Here is a 17,889-nt window from a genome sequence, read left to right as displayed (position 1 = left end):
CAGAATTTTAAAGCGGTCGGGAGGTGATGGATGCTAGCTTCGGCGATACGATGACAAAAACGCAGCTGGCAGGCTGGTCATATTAGGTCGTCAGGAGCAGTAGAAATCTAAAACGCCCGACGGAATTCATCGGGCGTTTTAAGGCTGAAAAGCGTCAACGCTTATCAGAACCAGTTAGTCTTACTTTTATACAGAAAGTTGTTTTGCTGAAGCAGTTTTTCCCGTTGCAGGCATACGAATAGACTTACCTAAGATTGCACAGCCAAGCAGACACACCGCCATCAGGATGTAAGAGGTAGTTGTTGAATCAGTTAATGCGTTCAGGTATCCCACCAGATAAGCGCCGAGGAATGCCCCGAGTGAACCGCAGCAGTTAATCAAACCTGTTGCGCCGCCAACCATTGAACCTGGCAGGACATCGGCAATCGAGGCGAAAAACGAGCCAAACGGAATATACATGCAGATGCCAGCAACTGTCAGCAGCGAATAGGAGAGCCAAAAATGTTCGGTACCGGTCACGGACAAAATAGCAAAGCAGGCCGCGGCGACGGCAATCGGCCAGACAATAAACGGTACGCGCTGCTGGTATTTATCGCTCAGCCAGGCTGCAATCAGCATAAAGACAACGGCCAGACCGTATGGTAAGGAGGCCAGCCAACCGGTATGAGACATTGACGTCGACGAGGCGCGGATAATCGACGGTAGCCACATCAGGAAGCCGTAATAGCCAATACTTTGCAGGAATAACCAGCCAGCCAGTTTGATGACGTTTGCCGAGCGGAAAACCATCCCGTAGCCCGTCATCGCTGGTTTTTGCTGCTGCTCAGCCTTTAACGTTTGTTCAATAGCCTGTTTCTCATCCTTATTTAACCATGAGACATCAGCCGGGCGATCGCGAATTAACAGGTACCAGGCTACCGCCCAGGCGATGGCGGGAGCACCCTGTACGATAAACATATGCCGCCAGCCCCAGTTATCAATCAGGTAGCCTGAAAGAATAGACATCCACAGAATAGTTATCGGGTTGCCAAGCAGAAAGATAGTGTTCGCTTTCGAACGCTCTTTTTTGCTAAACCAACGGGCGGTCAGTACCAGCAAAGAAGGCATCACAACAGCTTCCACCACGCCAAGTGCAAAACGAATGGCAATCAGCGCCGGAATACTATGCACCATCCCGGTAGCCGTTGCGCAGATACCCCAGACGATAAGACTAAAGGCTAATAGTTTTCGCACGCTGGTGCGTTCGGCCAGAATTCCGCCTGGAATCTGAAATAAAAAATAACCTAAGAAAAATAAAGCACCAATTAAAGATGACAGACCCTTACTGATACCCAGATCGTCATTAATTCCCGCCGCAGCGGCGAAGCTATAATTTGCTTTATCAAGGAAGGCTAAACTGTATGTAATAAATACCACCGGCATAATAAACCACCAGCGGCGAGGGGACAGCACGGAGCTTTCCATATCAGTACCTCTGAAATAGATGGGTAGATTTTAGTTTTTTAGCCTTCACCCGGCAATGGGTGAAGGTTTAAAGCAATCAGGATTTATTAAAGAAAGCGTTCTGTGCCTCTTTTTGCGCCGCGGCTCCCCACAGGCGGCTAACGCCGCTGGCTTCGATCTGCTGGCCTTGTTCCAGATCGCTGCTATCCGCCGCCTGAAGAACCTCTTTCAGGGTACGCAGCGCGGGCGAATAGTGCTGACACACCGCAGCGACATATTGATTGACGCCATCATCCAGATGTTCGGGAGAAAATAGCTGGTTGATGAGACCTATCTGTAAGGCCCGCTCGGCAGTCACCGGCAGCCCGCTAAACATAATTTCTCTCGCCAGGGATTGCCCTACGAGACGCGGGAGGCGCTGAGTGCCACCCCAGCCAGGATGGTTGCCAAGCTTAATTTCCGGGTTGCCGAAGCTGGCGCGCGTTGAGGCGAAGCGCATATCGCAGGCTAATGCCAGTTCAAGCCCGCCGCCGAGGGCAAAGCCATCAACTACTGCGATCGTTGGCATCGGGAAATATTCGATTTCATCGAAGATCTGTTGTCCCCAGCGCATATGATCGTAGGCCTGCGCAGGAGTGAATCCGGTCTGTTCTTTAATATCGGCACCCGCGCTGAATGCCTTGTCACCAGCACCTCGGATAAGCAATATTTTTAGCTCGGTTTCATCGCGCAGTGTACGTAACGCATCGCGTAATTCCTGAAGTAGGGCTTTACTTAACGCGTTGCGTTTTTCTGGGCGATAGAGCGTCAGCGTAAAGCAGTGGCCTGCTTGTTCAATGTTTAATACGCTCATTTCAGGCCTCCACTGCCGATTTTTCGCGAGTCAGCGATTCAAATAATTGAGGGGGCATTTTGCGCAGCTCAGCGGAGATAAGCGGGCGGAAATCCATCTGCGCCAGAATATCTTTTTCCAGGTCAACACCTGCGGCGATTTCCGTCAGCACAATACCTTTATCGCTAAGCTCGAAAACGCAACGTTCTGTGACGTAGCTCACCGGTTGGTTACGTTTACGCGCGTAAACAGCGCTAAATGAGATTTGCTCAAGAGTATCCACAAACTTGCGTGCGTGGCCTTCCACTTCAATGGTGACGCCATGGGCTCCGAACTGCTGCTGCTGTTTACCTGCTTTAAAGGTACCTACGAACACCACCCGTTTTGCACCCTGGGAAATATTCACAAATCCGCCAATACCCGCGACGCGCCCGCCGAATTTACTGACGTTCACGTTGCCGTCCTGATCCACTTCAGCAAAAGAGAGGATCGCGATATCCAGACCGCCGCCGTCGTACCAGTCGAACTGATAACCTGCATCCAGCATTGCCTGTTGGTTACGCACCATACCGAAGTCAGATCCGGTTGCCGGGATGCCACCAATGTGACCCTGTTCCAGGGTAAAGGTGACTGATTCACCAAGCCCTTGCTCCGCAAGAACCGACGCGACGCCATCCGGCATCCCGTAGCCAAGGTTGACGACGTCGCCAGGACGAAGTTCCTGTGCCGCTCTGCGAGCAATAACCTTCCTGGCGTTCATCGGCAACACCGGCAGGCTACCGCCGGGGATTTTTAACGTGCCGGTCAGGCTGGGGTCGGCCTCGGTGGCGAAAGAGAGGCGTTGGGCATCGTGGACGACGACCGCGTCGATCAGTACCCCAGGCACTTTGACAGTCCGTGGGTCCAGACTTCCGCGTCCGGCCAGGTATTTCACCTGAGCGATAACTATACCGCCGGAGTTTTTCGCCGCCTGCGCGACAGAAAGCGTTTCCGCATACAGTCCTTCATCTTCCATGGTTAGGTTGCCATCTTCATCGGCAACGCTGCCGCGGATAATGGCGACATCAATAGGGAAGGCTTTAAAAAACAAGAAATCCTCGTCTTCGAGTGACATCAGGCGAACATGTTCACCAGTGGCTCGCTGGTTGATCTTACCGCCATCAATTCGCGGATCGACAAATGTACCGAGGCCGACACGGCTAATCAGCCCCGGCCCATTACCAGCAATAACACGCAGCAGGTGGGACATGACGCCTTGTGGGAGGCACCAGGCCTCAATCTCATTGTTGACCGCAAGATCCTGCATCTGACGACACCAGCTCCAGTGCCCGCCGATCACTTTGCGCACCATCTGCGGATTGGCCAGGTAATCGATACCACCACCATGGCCGTCACCCATACCGCTTGGGTGGACGATGGTAAGCTCGCGGGGGGTGTGATTAGTGGCAAAGTGCTGCTTCAATGCCGCAAGAACGTATCCCGGTTCATTGACTCCACCGCCGGAACCATCAACCAGAATGGTGGCTCCGCTAGGGATCCTCGATACAGCCTCTTCGGCCGTGCAAATCTTGGTTTTTGACATAGTCGTCTCCTTTAATGTATCCATGTTATACATATATAACATGGATACATGAAGAGCGTTTTCATGTCAGTTGATGCATCTGTGAAGTACCTCACAATCGTCGGCCAGGGCAAAACGATAAGAAAACACACTAAAGAGGTAAGCGTATGAAGCCTGTCACTCTCATCGTGTGGGATATGGATGGAACCTTACTGACCAGTTAACACGTGATTTCCCATAGGACCTGGAAAAGCATTCAAGCCGCAGTAGAGCGGGGAATTTGTTTTGTCATCGCGTCCGGAAGACCCTGGCCTGGAATCGCTCCTTATTCGGCAAGTCACATACCCGGCAGCTCTTTCTGGCCTTCAATGTTGATACCCAGAGCCAGGAGCACAGATTCGTTGATGACGCGACTGTCCTGCCGGACTTTAACCACGTACAGTTCAGGTAAACAATGGGAGAGACTGCATCCAGTGGGCTATTCTGCCATTTGACAACCTGCGTCATGAAGGCATCGGTGACCTTTGAGACCAGTGCCGGTGAGACATCGGCGTTAAACGCCTCCGCTATTTCGGGTTGTCATGGCTATGGCGTACAACGACAGGATTTGGTTACCCATCCCGGTGATCCTGATCCGAGTCTGGTTTTTCTTCAGAAGTTGCGGTTCGAAGGAGCCGTCACGATCGCGTGGGGTATGCAGTTTCAGCGAGCCTAACAGTCTTTGTGGAATAGCCGTTGCGGGAGTTGTGGATTTAGGATGATTTTTATCGTAACCCTGGTGATGTGTCATTCGGCATCAGTGCTATCTCAACGCTGATTTTTTCAGCTGGCGATCGAACTGGCTGAGATCTTCAGGGGTTTTGAGACTTTTGGCCAGTTCATTAGCCAGCGCCTGCAACTGTTTTTCGTCCATATGCCGTGCGTCAGACAGGGATACATCGGGATAAGCGCCTAAACCAGGGCGGGATTCTTTACCGTTGATACGGTACTTGAGATACCAGAGACGTGAACCGCCTGGATTGACTAAAAGGTACAAGCCGTGTGAATCGGAGATTTTGAAGGATTTATCTGAAGGCTTGAGACTGCGGATTTTTGTGTCGTTGAGAGACATATGGGGGTCACTCCATAATCGAACCAACATGACCCCAAATCTGACCACCAAATTCTCCCGATGCAGAGGGTAAAATCAAAACGCATCGGGAAGACTTTTCACGCTAACTTATTGAATCTGAATCACATAAGGATTCGCAAAGCGGCATGAAAACATGAATTTGGCTCCTCTGACTGGACTCGAACCAGTGACATACGGATTAACAGTCCGCCGTTCTACCGACTGAACTACAGAGGAATCGTGTGAACGAGGCGCATACTACTGGCCTCGCATTTTTGTGTCAACACTAAAATTAAGCCACTGATTCAAATGGCTAAATTTAAGCCAACCCGTTGTTTTAGTGCACAACGTGCGTATCGTCGGCATCCTGCAGGCCATTTTCACGTAATCTCTGTAGCGGGTCCTGGCGGTAGAAGTGGCAAAAACGTTGCCACAGAGCCGGGAAACGCGGGGCAAATAGCTCCGGGGCGCTAAAGAAATATTCCGACAGCACGGCGAAACACTCGGCCGGGTCGGTCGCCGCGTAGGCATCAATACTGGCTGCGCTTTCACCGACCAGATCGATCTCGTCCTGAATATTATTCATCGCGGCATGCAGATCGTGTTCCCAGCCGGCAACTTCGCGCAGCGGAATCAACGGTACGCCGCTGGCGCGATCGCCATTGCGCGTATCCAGTTTGTGCGCGACTTCGTGGACCACGAGATTAAAACCGGAGGCGTCGAACGAGTCCTGAATATCCAGCCAGTTCAGGATGATTGGCCCCTGTTGCCAGCTTTGCCCGGACTGTACAACCCGTTGGTTATGGACCAGACCAATATCATCTTCCCATTCATCATCAACCACAAACGGGCCGGGGTAGATCAGCACCTCGTGGAAACCATCCAGCCACTCGATGCCGAGCTCAAGCACCGGTAAACAGAACAACAGCGCGATACGGGCGCTTTGCAGCGGGGCCAGCTCAAGCCCTTGCAGGGCAACCAGACGTTTTTGTTGCAGAAAGCGTGCCGCCATCGCCACCAGTTCCCGCTGTTCTTGCGCAGAAAGATTGGCTAAAACAGGAATGGCAAGCGCCTGTTCCCAGGGCATTTCTGCGTTGCCGGACTCTTCATCTACTTTCCAGGGCCATTTAAACATCATATTGCTCGCAAAGTCGTCACTTGAACATAATTAAAGAGACAGGAACTATTAAAATGCCAAAGAACCTGGCATTATAGCAACCTCACAGCGGAGAGATGCCGGAGCGGCTGAACGGACCGGTCTCGAAAACCGGAGTAGGGGCAACTCTACCGGGGGTTCAAATCCCCCTCTCTCCGCCACTATTCAAACACTTACGTCAATTCCTTTCAACGACCCCCGTCACACTTGGTATAGCAGTCGCCGTGTACGCCTGCAATCATCATCTTCCTGATTTTTCCCATGCGCAATACTTTACCGGGTACCGTCCTCCGGTTTGTCAGAGATAAAGCGTCGCGTGCAGAGAAGATGAGGATACATGAGCAGAATGACCGCTTCTGCCAGCAGAGATGATGGCTGACCCGCGCTCACGATATTGGTGGCTACCTCCGATCAGTGAAACCGCCGGTTTTGCGCCCCGTCAGGAAGATGATTTGTTGCGGGGGACCCTTAGCGCCCGTCAATATCATCGAAGAGATCTCTCTACGCGATGTCCCGCATTTTATCTATTGCCCGGGCAAAACCTTCCCTTTCAGGGGAGGGGACAAAGAGAGAAAAGCAGGACCGAAGTCCTGCTTTTCAGGCATATCACGAAGGAGGGACTGCTGGTTAGAACTGGTAAACGATACCCACGGCGACGGTATCGTCAGAGTTCACGCCCAACTTGTTGTCGCTATCAATCTGGTTGATTTGATAGTCAACATAGGTGGACATGTTTTTGTTGAAGTAGTAGGTCGCGCCGATATCAATGTAGTTGATGTAATCTTCGTTGCCGACGATTTCAACATTTTTCGCTTTAGATTTGTAGTAAGCGAGGGATGGACGCAGGCCGAAATCGAACTGATACTGCGCAACGACGGAGAAATCCTGAGTTTTGTTGGCAAAGCCACCCGTAATGCGGGTCGCATTGCGGGTTTCGCCGTACAGGGCTGCGAGGTAGATATTGTTCGCATCGTATTTCAGGCCGGTTGCCCACTGCTCGGCTTTATCGCCGTTGCCGCGGGCCAGAGCCTGCTGTCCATCGGTACGGTCCGCCGCGCCGTAAGCGCCGACCACGCCGAAACCATCAACTTCGTAGCTCAGAGAAGCTGCCCAGCCATCGCCGTTAGAACGCGAGTCATCATGTTCATTTTTACCGAGATATTGTACGCCGAAGCTCAGACCGTCAACCAGACCGAAGAAGTTGCTGTTACGGTAGGTCGCCAGTCCGCCGGTACGGCCGGTGAAGAAGTTATCGGCGTTACTGGTGTCACCGCCAAACTCCGGCAGCATATCGGTAATGCCGATGGCGTCATAGACCAGACCATAGTTACGGCCGTAGTCTAAGGACCCCAGATCGCCGAATTTCAGACCGGCGTAGGCCAGGCGGGTCTTGTTACCACTCTGAGCGTCGCTTCCTTCCGTGTTATTACCCTGGAAGTTATATTCCCACTGGCCGTAACCGGTCAGCTGGTCGTTGATCTGGGTTTCCCCTTTAAAACCCAGACGAGCATAGGTTTGGTCGCCGTCATTATCTTTGTTATCAGAGAAATAATGCAGACCTACGGTTTTGCCGTACAGATCGAGCTTGTTGCCGTCTTTGTTGTAAACTTCTGCCGCGTGAGAGGCGCCAGCCATCAGGAATGCCGGAACCAGAATTGCCAGTGTTTTTCTTTTCATTATATATTCCCTCTGAATCATCATTAATATGAATGGTGAAATCTCTTTCTGAAAGCGATTTAATATTATCGATAAGGTTTATTTTTATTTAAATTATAAATGTAAGTAAATCATATCTAATATTACTAAATATTTCCAAATGAATCTTTATATTTTAATTTTATTGTTTCTCAATGATGTATTGGTGATGGTTATTGATTTATATAACAGTGGGTTATTTGATTTTGACAATGATTTTTCCCTGGTGATGAAATTCACTGCCTCAATTGTTTTTTCTTAAGTTATTTGCTGCCGGAATATCATAAATTGACGGCAGGAGATTGCGGTGGATATTTTCAGTGACGTAGCGTTTTTGCCCGTCACGCTGCTCTGCTGTTAGCGCGGATATATTATCCAGGGACGGGGGCATGACGGCAGAGAATATCTCCTCGTCATGAAAAAACATCCTGCGGCGACAGAGGACCAACACCGTCCGGCAAGGGGGGACTGTTTCATCACCTTTTTCACAGCGTAATGTGATATGCGTCACTTTTTTGCGATCAACGCTGGCGTTTCGCCCGACGGTATAAAGAGAGAGGTTAATGGAGGAGAACGCGAAACGAAGCCTGAGGGGGGGGAACTTGCACTCTGGGCCTTTTACACCTTTTGCGGTTACTTTCTGTGGGCAATGATGCGCTACTGGTGGGGCGTAGGCAGAATTCAACGTGTGCCGGGGCGACGGTTGACGGCGATCTGGGCTCAACGACCGGCAAATGGCCTGGCGCGGTCGGAGCCGTGCTGGGGCGATAGCCTGCTACACCCGGCCCGGTAGCCGAATGTATGAACATCATGATTAAAGTTGCTATGCTCAGCGCTTACCTTCTTTCAGAGGAACGCGCATGGAACGGGTTGACTGGCAGCAACGATTTGAAACCTGGCTAACGGAACATCATTCACAGGGCGACTCCGCCCACGATACTGCCCATTTTCGACGCGTGTGGGGTACCGCGCAGCGGTTGGCCGCGGAGAGTGATGTCGATCGCCTCGTTATTCTGACGGCCTGCTATTTTCATGACATTGTCAGTCTGGCGAAAAATCATCCTGAACGTAGCCGTTCTTCGGTGATGGCGGCGGAAAAAACGCTGGAGATTCTTCAGTCGTCTTTTCCTGATTTCCCTGCCGATCGTTATCCTGCCGTTTTCCATGCCATTGAGGCGCACAGCTTTAGCGCCGGTATTCCCGCCCGTACCGAAGAGGCAAAAATTGTTCAGGATGCTGACCGGATGGAAGCCCTCGGCGCGATTGGGCTGGCCCGGGTGTTTGCCGTTTCCGGGGCGCTAAATACTATCCTGTTTGATGCCGATGACCCTTTCGCCGACCGGCGTGAGCTGGATGACAAAAAGTATGCGCTGGACCATTTCCAGTGCAAGCTGCTGCGTTTAGCGGGCACGATGCAGACCGAGAAAGGCAAAGCGCTGGCGGTGCATAATGCGCGTTTTCTCGTCCAGTTTATGGCCAAGCTCAGCGCGGAGCTGCGCGGCGACCCGCTGGCGCTGGATGAAGCGGTTTTACGGCGTTTTGATCCACAGGCCTGAAACTGGCCGCGCTATTTATGGTAATCTCTGCAAAATTGTCCGTGCTGGTTGAGGTTATGCCGCAAAATTTATCGAAGGAAAAGAGTCCGTCTCTGCCCCCGCAACACGCCGGGAAAGAGGCGCAGGCGCTGCTGCGCCAGCTGATGACCATCTACGATGTCAAAACGCTGGTGGCGCAGCTGGTGGCCGTGGGCGACCAGCACTGGAGTCCGGCCATATTAAAACGCGCGGCGACGGTTGTCCGGGCAGCCAACCGTTTAAGCGCGAAAGAGTATGCGCATCTGATGACGCTACTGCCGCCGCCGCCGGCTCATCATCCGCACTATGCGTTTCGCTTCGTCGATCTCTTTGCCGGCATTGGCGGCATCCGCAATGGCTTTGAGGCGATCCGCGGGCAATGTGTTTTCACCAGCGAGTGGAATAAACATGCGCTGCGCACCTATAAAGCGAACTGGTACTGCGACCCGCAACAGCACCGTTTTAATGAGGATATCCGCGATATTACCCTCAGCCATCGCCCGGACGTCAGCGATGACGAGGCCGCGCAGCATATCCGCGATACCATTCCGCAGCATGATGTTCTGCTGGCGGGCTTTCCCTGTCAGCCTTTTTCGCTGGCTGGCGTGTCGAAGAAGAATGCGCTGGGCCGCGCGCACGGTTTTGCCTGCGAGACTCAGGGCACGCTGTTCTTTGATGTGGTCAGAATCATTGCCGCCCGCAGGCCCCCCATCTTTGTGCTGGAGAATGTCAAAAACCTGAAGAGTCATGATAAAGGGCGGACGTTCCGCATTATCATGCAGACGCTTGATGAACTCGGCTATGAAGTCGCCGATGCCGATCACAGCGGGGCGGACGATCCGAAAGTGATCGACGGGCGTCATTTTTTACCCCAGCACCGGGAACGCATTGTGCTGGTGGGGTTCCGCCGCGATCTGCAGCTGCATGATGGTTTTAGCCTGCGTGCTATTTCAACCCTTTACCCGGCCGCCCGTCCGACGTTTGGCGATCTGCTGGAACCGACCGTCGATGCTAAATTTATCCTCACGCCGGTGCTGTGGAAGTATCTCTATCACTACGCGCGCAAGCATCAGGCGCTGGGCAACGGTTTTGGTTACGGGTTAGTTGACCCGCTTAATCCGCACAGCGTGGCGCGGACGCTATCCGCGCGCTACTACAAGGATGGCGCCGAGATCCTTATCGATCGCGGCTGGGACCGGCCGTTGGGGGAAAAACACTTTGACGATCCGCAGAACCAGCAGCGCCGTCCGCGCCGCTTAACGCCGCGCGAGTGTGCGCGGTTGATGGGCTTTGAAAGCCCCCAGGGCTACCGCTTCCGCATCCCGGTTTCAGATACCCAGGCGTATCGTCAGTTTGGCAACTCGGTGGTGGTACCGGTGTTTGCGGCCGTCGCGAAGCTGCTGGAACCCCGTATCGCGCAGGCGGTGGCGCGCCGTGACCGCGAGGATGATGCCGGTGGACGTCCACGATAAGGCTACGCGCAGTAAAAATATGCGGGCCATTGGTACACGCGATACGGCAATTGAAAAGCGGCTCGCCGCGCTGCTCACCCAGGCCGGGTTCGCGTTTACCGTGCAGGACGCCGCGCTGCCGGGGCGCCCGGATTTTGTCGTGGCGCAGTACCGCTGCGTCATCTTTACCCACGGCTGCTTCTGGCATCACCATCACTGCTACTTATTTAAAGTTCCCGCCACGCGTACCGACTTCTGGTTGGATAAAATTGGCAGCAACGTGGCGCGCGACCGCCGGGATATGGCGCTGCTGCAGGAGCGCGGCTGGCGGGTGCTGATCGTCTGGGAATGCGCATTGCGCGGGCGGTTAAAGCTGAGCGATGAGGCGCTGATTGAGCGTCTGGAGGAGTGGATCTGCGGCGGCGGGCTCCGCGCGCAGATCGACACTCAGGGCATCGGCGAGTGGCCGCTTACTTCTCCACCTCGCAAGGCGTGACTTCACTGCGGGCAGGAAACAGGTATTTCCCCAGCGTCACCAGCACGACGGCAAAAATAATCACCCCCAGCGCCAGCCACTCAATCCGCGACAGGCTTTCACCGGCAAACCCGGTTCCCAATAGCACCGCGACGACCGGGTTAACATAGGCATAGCTGGTGGCAACGGCAGGGGTGACGTTACGAATTAAATACATGTAGGCGTTAATGGCGATCACCGAACCGAAAATAGCCAGGTAGGCCACGGCGAAAATGGCGGACCATGACGGCATCGCGGTCAGGGTTTCACCCGTCAGCCATGATGCCACCGCCAGCACGAGCCCGGCCGCGAGCATTTCAATCGCCCCCGCCATCATGCCCGTCGGCAGCGTAATTCGCGAGCCGTAGACTGAGCCGAAAGCCCAGCTTATTGAGCCGATGAGGATCAGCAGCGCGCCCCACGGGTTGCCGCTCAGATTGCCGCCGCTATTGAGCAGAACAATTCCCGCCAGGCCGATTGCAATTCCCAGCCACTCAATCTTGCGGGTGGCGATACCAAAAAAACGGCTAAAACAGAGGGTGAACAGCGGTACGGTCGCCACCATCACCGCCGCAATTCCTGAAGGCACATGCTGGTGCTCGGCCAGGGTGACAAAACCATTGCCGACCGCCAGCAGCAGAACGCCGATCAAGGCGGCGTTGAGCAGCGGTCTGAGCGGCGGCAGACGGTGTCCGGTCGCCAGCAGATAGGCGAGCAGCAGTCCTCCGGCGGAGAGAAAACGGATCCCGGCCATCATCAGCGGCGGCCAGCTGGCAACGCCAATGGCAATGGCAAAGTAGGTGGAGCCCCAGATGATATAGAGCGAAAACAGCGCCCCGATAAGCGGCAGTAGCTGGCGGGTAGACATACGTCCTCACGACGGTACAGAGATAGAAAGGAGGCATATAGTAAACGTGAAAACTACCGCGCTGGCGAGTGCTTTAATTGATCTGTAATTGTTAAATTTTTATTGACTATTTGCTCCTCTGGGCGAGAAAGCACTTTTACCGCATACTCTATGCTTACAACACATCGCATCGTTCAGGTTGCGGCGCTCAGGCCGCGCTGCCGCCAGAGCGATTTTGTTGCTAACCACAAATGAAGGAATGCAATTTTGGCAGGAAGTAGTCTTTTAACGCTGTTGGATGATATTGCCACCTTACTGGATGATATCTCCGTGATGGGGAAACTGGCGGCGAAGAAAACGGCTGGGGTGCTGGGGGACGATCTCTCTCTTAATGCCCAGCAGGTGACGGGCGTACGTGCGAATCGGGAATTACCCGTGGTGTGGGGCGTGGCGAAAGGGTCGTTCATCAATAAGGTGATTCTGGTGCCGTTGGCCTTGTTAATCAGCGCGTTTATCCCGTGGGCGATTACGCCATTGCTGATGCTGGGGGGCGCATTCCTGTGCTATGAAGGCGTTGAAAAAGTGCTGCACAGCGTCCAGGCGCGGAAACACAAAGAGGATCCGCAGGCCCGGCAGCAGCGTCTGGAGGCTCTTGCGGCGCAGGATCCGTTGGCCTTTGAGCGCGATAAAGTAAAAGGGGCGATCCGTACCGATTTTATTCTCTCCGCCGAAATTGTCGCCATTACCCTTGGCATTGTCGCCGATGCTCCGTTGTTAAATCAGATTCTGATTCTTTCCGGTATCGCCATTCTGGTGACCATCGGTGTGTATGGCCTGGTCGGTATTATCGTCAAACTGGATGATATGGGTTACTGGCTGGTGGAAAAAAGCAGCGCTCTGGCGCAGTGGGTTGGTAAAGGGCTATTAGCGGTAGCGCCGCGTCTGATGAAACTGCTTTCCATCGTCGGTACGCTGGCGATGTTTCTGGTTGGCGGCGGAATTATCGTACACGGTATTACGCCGGTACACCACGCGGTGGAGCACCTGGCCAGCCAGCAGTCCGGTATCATCGCTTCGCTGCTGCCGACGGGCGTCAATCTGGTCCTTGGCTTTATCGTCGGCGCCGTGGCGCTGGCCTGCGTGAAGGCGATTAACGGGCTTCGCGCAGCGGCGCAGTAAAATCTGCCGGGGATTATGCAAAATCGCTCAGCTTCGTCTAAGGTGAAACGGATTCTCCCAGATGACGGACTAAAAAATGGTATTGTTGGTCAGTGATGAAGTGAGGCGAAAGAGCGGAGGGCCGCGCATGGTTGTGACGGGCTTCGCGAATGGAATGGTCGAATGTCGTTGGTATGACGGCTATAGCGTGAAGCACGAGGCTTTCCGTGAGGATGAGTTAGTCCGTGGGGAGGGAGGGCAAGATAACGCTTCCTGACCCCCGATAGCGCCCGGCAAAAGTCGGGCGCTTTGTTGTTGCTGTGTCTGACAGGGAGCGTTGATGGTGCGTGTGTCATTGAAAGTACTGCGAGAGAACAATGGATAAACCGTTGTGGGTCAGAAAACTTCGCCGCATTTCTAGCCCGGGACATGTGGTTAACTATTGTTTTGTCGCGGTATTATTCTTTTCTACGCTGTTGATATGGCGTGAAGTGATGGTGCTGGAAGGGGCGTATGTCACCAATCAGCGCAACAATCTGCAAAACGTCGCCCACGAAATGGACGGTCTGCTGCAGTTCAATATCAACCGGATGGTCTTTTTCCGCAACGGGATGCAGTCGGCGCTGGAAACCCCGCTCGATTTCGCGATATTACGCAAGGCAGAGCAGGAGTAGATGAGCAAACGGCATGAGCCGATCTGGTCCGTGGCATTGCATAACCGGCGTACATTACCGGTGTATGGCGTCTCTGATGCCTTTGTCGACGGTCAAAGCACGTTGACGCGCAACGATATCCTCACCGGCAATGAGCTGATGGCGACTCTCGAACTGGGGTATCTGCTGCTGCTGGCCAACAAGAATCGCGGTTTCCACGAGCGTATGCTCTACGTCTCACGCAGCGGTTTTTTTACCAGCACGCAGCCGCCGAATAACGCGACTCAGGCCATTGGCGCCCCGTGGTTTTCCCGCCAGACGCAGCGGAATAACCCGGGCCGTGGCGGCGTCTGGCAAACCGTCCAGCAGGAGGAGGATACCCAGGGTGACGATCCGGTGGTGACCGCCTCCGTTCCGCTCGACTTTCAGCACGACTGGCTCGGCGTGCTGGCGATGAATTTCTCGGTGCGCGAGATGAAAGCGTTTCTCGTCAGCGCGATAAAAGGCGGGCAGGAAGGGGAGTACCAGCTGTATGACAGCAGGCTGAACCTGATCGCCTCGTCATCGCCGGGCCAGGTGCTAACCCTGTTGTCACCTCGCGAGCGGGCGATGCTCAGCTATGCCTTTTTACACGATAACCGGGGCGGGATTCATTTATTCACGCGCTATATCAGCTGGGAGAAGCTCAACAACTTTGATGGAGTTTTGCTGCGAATCCATACGTTGCAGGAAGGGGTACGCGGCGATTTCGGCACCATTACTATCGCGTTGACGCTGATGTGGCTGCTCTTTACCCTGATGCTGATTATCTCGTGGCTGGTGATTTTGCGCATGGTACGCAACATGAGCGTGCTGCAAAAGTCGCTGGAGTGGCAGGCGTGGCACGATGCGCTCACCCGTTTGTTAAACCGGGGCGCGTTGTTTGATCGAGCGATAGCCACCGCCGGCGCCTGCGAGCGAACAAAACGGCCGATCTCGGTGATCCAGCTCGATCTTGACTACTTCAAGAAGGTCAACGATCTGCACGGGCATCAGGCCGGAGACCGGGTCCTGTCGCTGGTCGCCAGCACCATCGTGAGCATCCTCCGCGAAACCGATCTCGCCGGGCGCGTCGGTGGCGAAGAGTTTTGCATCGTCATGCCAGACACCTCATTGCATGCGGCGGCGGCCATCGCCGAGCGCATCCGTATCCGCATTAGCAGCCGCGAAATATTGCTCTGCAACGATACCAGCCTGCGTATCAGCGCTTCGCTGGGGGTCAGCAGCAGCGATGATTGTGCGGAATTTAACTTTGAAAGCCTGCAGTCTGTCGCTGACCATCGTCTGTACCTGGCAAAACAAAACGGGCGCAATTGGGTCTGCTTTAAAGACCCGCCGTGATGCTTTATCTGCCACGCTGGTGAGGTGGGTCAGGGATGCCGATAGTGAAATGAGATTTATCTTAAAAAAGATGCCGGGGCAATGGTCATCGGCGAACGCAACGGGCGCATCAAACCCTTCTGCCGTCTGCATTTTCGACGTGCGGCAACATGTTAACGTCATTTCTCAATTATTTTCGTCATGAATAGCTCTTGTCATGCAAAATAATTGAGGATAATGTTTTCTACGCAACGGATTTCCCGGTGTAACGAATTTTCAAGTGCTTCTTGCATTAGCAAGTTTCATCCCGACTCCTGCGAGTCGGGATTTTTTTCACCTGTGGTTAACGGTTGATTTCGCTGACGCTAAAGTCATGAATATCGAGTTCAAAAGCCTCCGCTAGCTCACGCCAGGTGTGGTAATCGCGACCATCAATGCTCACGTGGTGCGGATCGTCCTGCGTACGCTGAACTTCACTCTCGCTGATTTCATTAATCGCCGCCAGTAGGGCGTCAACATCGACATTTACCCCACCACTCCCCGCATACCCACTATCTTTGGCGGTTTTCATCATGGCTACCTCGTTTGGCTCCGATCGTGCCTGCTTAAGTATAGCCGCAAATGATTCCACCGCCTTTGAAGCCCGATCGAGAACCAGCAAGGACCGGACGGTCTATAAAAGCGCCAGTCACCCGGCAGAGCGCTGCGCAGTGGTCAGTTTTGTTCTACACTGGCACAAAAATAGAGGAGATAAGTTATGCAGGTGAACGATCGTGTCACGGTGAAGACCGACGGTGGCCCACGTCGATCGGGGGTAGTTCTGGCAATAGAGTCGTTTAGTGAAGGGACTATGTATCTGGTTTCGCTGGAAGACTACCCGCTGGGGATCTGGTTTTTCAACGAAACGGGGCATCCGGACGGGATCTTCGTTGAGAGAGATGAGTAGCGCATCATGCGTCGGCGCTGGCGGGCCTGCCGCCAGTTTTCCTGCCGCGCCGCGCTCAGCGCATGTTGACGTAAATACCTGATGTAATGTTTTCTGCCAGACGCACGATGTGATAAATCACCTGTTTATTGTGGGTCTGGATTTTCTTTTTAATATTTCCTTTATGCGAAGAAACCGTCTTCGCCTTAATGTTCATTTGCATCGATATTTGTGAGGTGCCGTGCCCAGCCATCCACATTTGTAACATATTTGATTCGGTGCGGCTTAACGAGAGCGTCGGTATATTTATGCGCGCGGTGTTGTAGTTATCGTATTTCAGACGATTACCCAGAATGTCATCAAGGTCTTTAGGCGTAAGCGACTTAGAGCTAATAAGTAAATTCTTACGCACCAGCAGATAGTGATCAAAATGAACGTTCGCCAGCGACATAAAGATAACAAATAGCGTCCCCGGGTGTTGGGTAATGATTTGCCGGATAAGCTGATTGCTGTGCTGATGATGAATAAAGCAATCTTCATTGATAAACACCACTGCCGGACGCACTAATTCACAGGTTTCTTTCAGGCTTTCCGCTGAATGCACTTCACTGATGTCGCGCTTTTTTATTCCTCGGCTTGTCAGATACCCGGTTAATCCCAGTCGGGTATAGCTACACAAATCCATGATAATCGTTGACATGACCCATCCTCAATCAACACGTAACGATAATTTATCCCTCGCCGACAAGCGCGATGAAGTCCATTTAATTTAAGTTGGTAATAAAACCAGGTTCAGTGTGGGAACCATCAGGTAGTCTAAACTATTCCGTAATATGGCTCATAATTTGCCAGGAATATTCTCAAAGTACAGGGGGCAATGAGTTATGTGAGGGAATTAAAAGCAAAAATTCCCAATCGTAGATATGGTTGGCGTTAAATCATCCCGCTTTTTTCGGAATTTCCTTACGCTGATTGCGCGAATAATGATCTGGCGGCGGCGTTCTTTTATTAACGTTATTAATTTATGGCCGACAGGGCGGGGCTGACGTACCTTTTGTCTGACAGTCGCGCGGGGCGTTTCCGGGCTGCCGTTTGCGATCGGGGCGGTATCGCTTTGCCGGAGGGGTGGCGAGCTTAACGCTTTAATGCCACAATACTTTTTTATCGGTTTGTGGGATGAATGATGAAAAAGATAGTGATTGCTGGCGCGCTGTTTACTCTGGCTGGATGTGTCCAGGTGGATAATTACGACGAGGTTGTCAAAGCGCCAGCGCCCGCCGGGTTAGAGGGATACTGGCAGTCAAAAGGCCCGCAGAGCGAAATGATGAGCCCGGATGCGATTGCCAGCCTGATGGTGACTAAAAATGGCGATACGTTTGATTGTCGCCAGTGGCAGCGGGTGATCGCCCTGCCGGGGAAATTAATGCAGCGTGACGACCAGGTCTACAACGTGACCTCCGGTCTGGACGTCTATCCCGTTGAACGCTCGGGCAATACCTTGCGTTACGATCGTATGACTTTGACCCGCGTCGACCGTTTAACCGCCGAGTGCGAACAGGCGTGGAAGAAGGCCGCGGCGGAAACCAGCGCGCCCTAAGGCACGCGCGGGC

15 protein-coding genes, 2 tRNA genes and 3 pseudogenes are annotated in these 17,889 nt (G+C 53.3%); 10 read left to right on the top strand and 10 right to left on the bottom strand.

The features are described 5' to 3' along the window. Window positions 1-186: 186 nt before the first annotated feature. The 6 genes and pseudogenes from EDF73_RS01115 to mtfA form a co-directional block, all read right to left on the bottom strand. Window positions 187-1,464 (bottom strand): MFS transporter, encoded by a 1,278-nt coding sequence (locus tag EDF73_RS01115; protein ID WP_132724857.1) that lies wholly within the window; start codon window positions 1,462-1,464, stop codon window positions 187-189. 76 nt (window positions 1,465-1,540) lie between these two features. Beyond that, entirely contained in the window at window positions 1,541-2,296 is a 756-nt protein-coding gene (locus tag EDF73_RS01110; protein ID WP_132724855.1) for an enoyl-CoA hydratase/isomerase family protein, read from the bottom strand. 1 nt (window position 2,297) lies between these two features. Next, window positions 2,298-3,857, bottom strand: a complete 1,560-nt coding sequence (locus EDF73_RS01105) for a CoA-transferase (protein ID WP_132724853.1) — start codon at window positions 3,855-3,857, stop codon at window positions 2,298-2,300. A gap of 319 nt (window positions 3,858-4,176) precedes the next feature. Beyond that, window positions 4,177-4,947: pseudogene (locus EDF73_RS01100) on the bottom strand (transposase); the annotation flags it as partial. Window positions 4,948-5,108: 161 nt separating this feature from the next. After that, window positions 5,109-5,184, bottom strand: a tRNA-Asn gene (locus EDF73_RS01090). A 100-nt stretch (window positions 5,185-5,284) separates the two neighbouring features. Further along, on the bottom strand, window positions 5,285-6,085 hold the full coding sequence (mtfA, locus tag EDF73_RS01085; protein WP_165905614.1) for a DgsA anti-repressor MtfA: 801 nt from the start codon (window positions 6,083-6,085) through the stop codon (window positions 5,285-5,287). 89 nt (window positions 6,086-6,174) lie between these two features. Here mtfA and EDF73_RS01080 point away from each other — a divergent pair. Then, a tRNA-Ser gene (locus tag EDF73_RS01080) sits at window positions 6,175-6,264 on the top strand. Between the two features lie 466 nt (window positions 6,265-6,730). On the opposite strand, the gene ompF is transcribed toward EDF73_RS01080, so the two are convergent. Next, entirely contained in the window at window positions 6,731-7,783 is a 1,053-nt protein-coding gene (ompF, locus tag EDF73_RS01075; protein WP_279387975.1) for a porin OmpF, read from the bottom strand. Between the two features lie 578 nt (window positions 7,784-8,361). Between ompF and drpB the strand changes: the two are divergent. The 4 genes and pseudogenes from drpB (at window position 8,362) to vsr (ending at window position 11,319) form a co-directional block, all read left to right on the top strand. After that, window positions 8,362-8,616 (top strand): annotated as a pseudogene (gene drpB, locus EDF73_RS27585) (cell division protein DrpB). Window positions 8,617-8,658: 42 nt separating this feature from the next. Beyond that, the gene (locus EDF73_RS01065) at window positions 8,659-9,354 is read left to right on the top strand and encodes a phosphohydrolase (RefSeq protein ID WP_132724849.1); all 696 of its coding nucleotides are present in this window, start codon (window positions 8,659-8,661) and stop codon (window positions 9,352-9,354) included. Window positions 9,355-9,410: 56 nt separating this feature from the next. Next, window positions 9,411-10,844 carry a DNA cytosine methyltransferase gene (locus EDF73_RS01060; protein ID WP_279387962.1) on the top strand — a complete coding sequence of 478 codons (1,434 nt, stop codon included), beginning with the start codon at window positions 9,411-9,413 and terminating at the stop codon, window positions 10,842-10,844. 19 nt (window positions 10,845-10,863) lie between these two features. Continuing rightward, complete coding sequence (vsr, locus tag EDF73_RS01055) at window positions 10,864-11,319, top strand: DNA mismatch endonuclease Vsr (protein WP_243655195.1); 456 nt, start codon at window positions 10,864-10,866, stop codon at window positions 11,317-11,319. On the opposite strand, the gene yedA is transcribed toward vsr, so the two are convergent. Further along, window positions 11,294-12,205 (bottom strand): drug/metabolite exporter YedA, encoded by a 912-nt coding sequence (gene yedA, locus EDF73_RS01050; RefSeq protein WP_132724845.1) that lies wholly within the window; start codon window positions 12,203-12,205, stop codon window positions 11,294-11,296. The two genes, vsr and yedA, sit on opposite strands and share 26 nt — an antisense overlap. 246 nt (window positions 12,206-12,451) lie before the next feature. Here yedA and EDF73_RS01045 point away from each other — a divergent pair, with 246 nt between their 5' ends. The 3 genes and pseudogenes from EDF73_RS01045 to dgcQ all read left to right on the top strand — a co-directional run bounded on the left by EDF73_RS01045 (window position 12,452) and on the right by dgcQ (window position 15,375). Beyond that, window positions 12,452-13,363: a DUF808 domain-containing protein gene (locus EDF73_RS01045; protein ID WP_132724843.1), complete on the top strand. Its 912-nt coding sequence runs from the start codon at window positions 12,452-12,454 to the stop codon at window positions 13,361-13,363. Between the two features lie 76 nt (window positions 13,364-13,439). Then, on the top strand, window positions 13,440-13,619 hold the full coding sequence (locus EDF73_RS01040) for a DUF2158 domain-containing protein (RefSeq protein ID WP_132724842.1): 180 nt from the start codon (window positions 13,440-13,442) through the stop codon (window positions 13,617-13,619). A gap of 100 nt (window positions 13,620-13,719) precedes the next feature. Then, window positions 13,720-15,375: pseudogene (gene dgcQ, locus EDF73_RS01035) on the top strand (cellulose biosynthesis regulator diguanylate cyclase DgcQ). 322 nt (window positions 15,376-15,697) lie between these two features. Here dgcQ and yodD read toward each other — a convergent pair. Further along, window positions 15,698-15,925 (bottom strand): YodD family peroxide/acid resistance protein, encoded by a 228-nt coding sequence (yodD, locus tag EDF73_RS01030; protein WP_132726228.1) that lies wholly within the window; start codon window positions 15,923-15,925, stop codon window positions 15,698-15,700. 186 nt (window positions 15,926-16,111) lie between these two features. Between yodD and dsrB the strand changes: the two genes are divergently transcribed. Then, complete coding sequence (dsrB, locus tag EDF73_RS01025) at window positions 16,112-16,300, top strand: protein DsrB (RefSeq protein ID WP_132724840.1); 189 nt, start codon at window positions 16,112-16,114, stop codon at window positions 16,298-16,300. 55 nt (window positions 16,301-16,355) lie between these two features. Here dsrB and rcsA read toward each other — a convergent pair whose 3' ends face one another. Continuing rightward, window positions 16,356-16,979, bottom strand: coding sequence for a transcriptional regulator RcsA (gene rcsA / locus EDF73_RS01020; RefSeq protein WP_132724838.1), 624 nt, complete (start codon window positions 16,977-16,979; stop codon window positions 16,356-16,358). Between the two features lie 480 nt (window positions 16,980-17,459). Here rcsA and yedD point away from each other — a divergent pair, with 480 nt between their 5' ends. Continuing rightward, window positions 17,460-17,876 (top strand): lipoprotein YedD, encoded by a 417-nt coding sequence (gene yedD, locus EDF73_RS01015; protein WP_165905613.1) that lies wholly within the window; start codon window positions 17,460-17,462, stop codon window positions 17,874-17,876. The last annotated feature ends 13 nt before the right edge of the window (window positions 17,877-17,889 follow it).

The organism is Klebsiella sp. BIGb0138, assembly GCF_004342285.1.
In the GTDB taxonomy this organism is placed as follows: Bacteria; Pseudomonadota; Gammaproteobacteria; order Enterobacterales; family Enterobacteriaceae; genus Klebsiella.
This window is presented reverse-complemented; position numbering and strand designations above follow the sequence as displayed.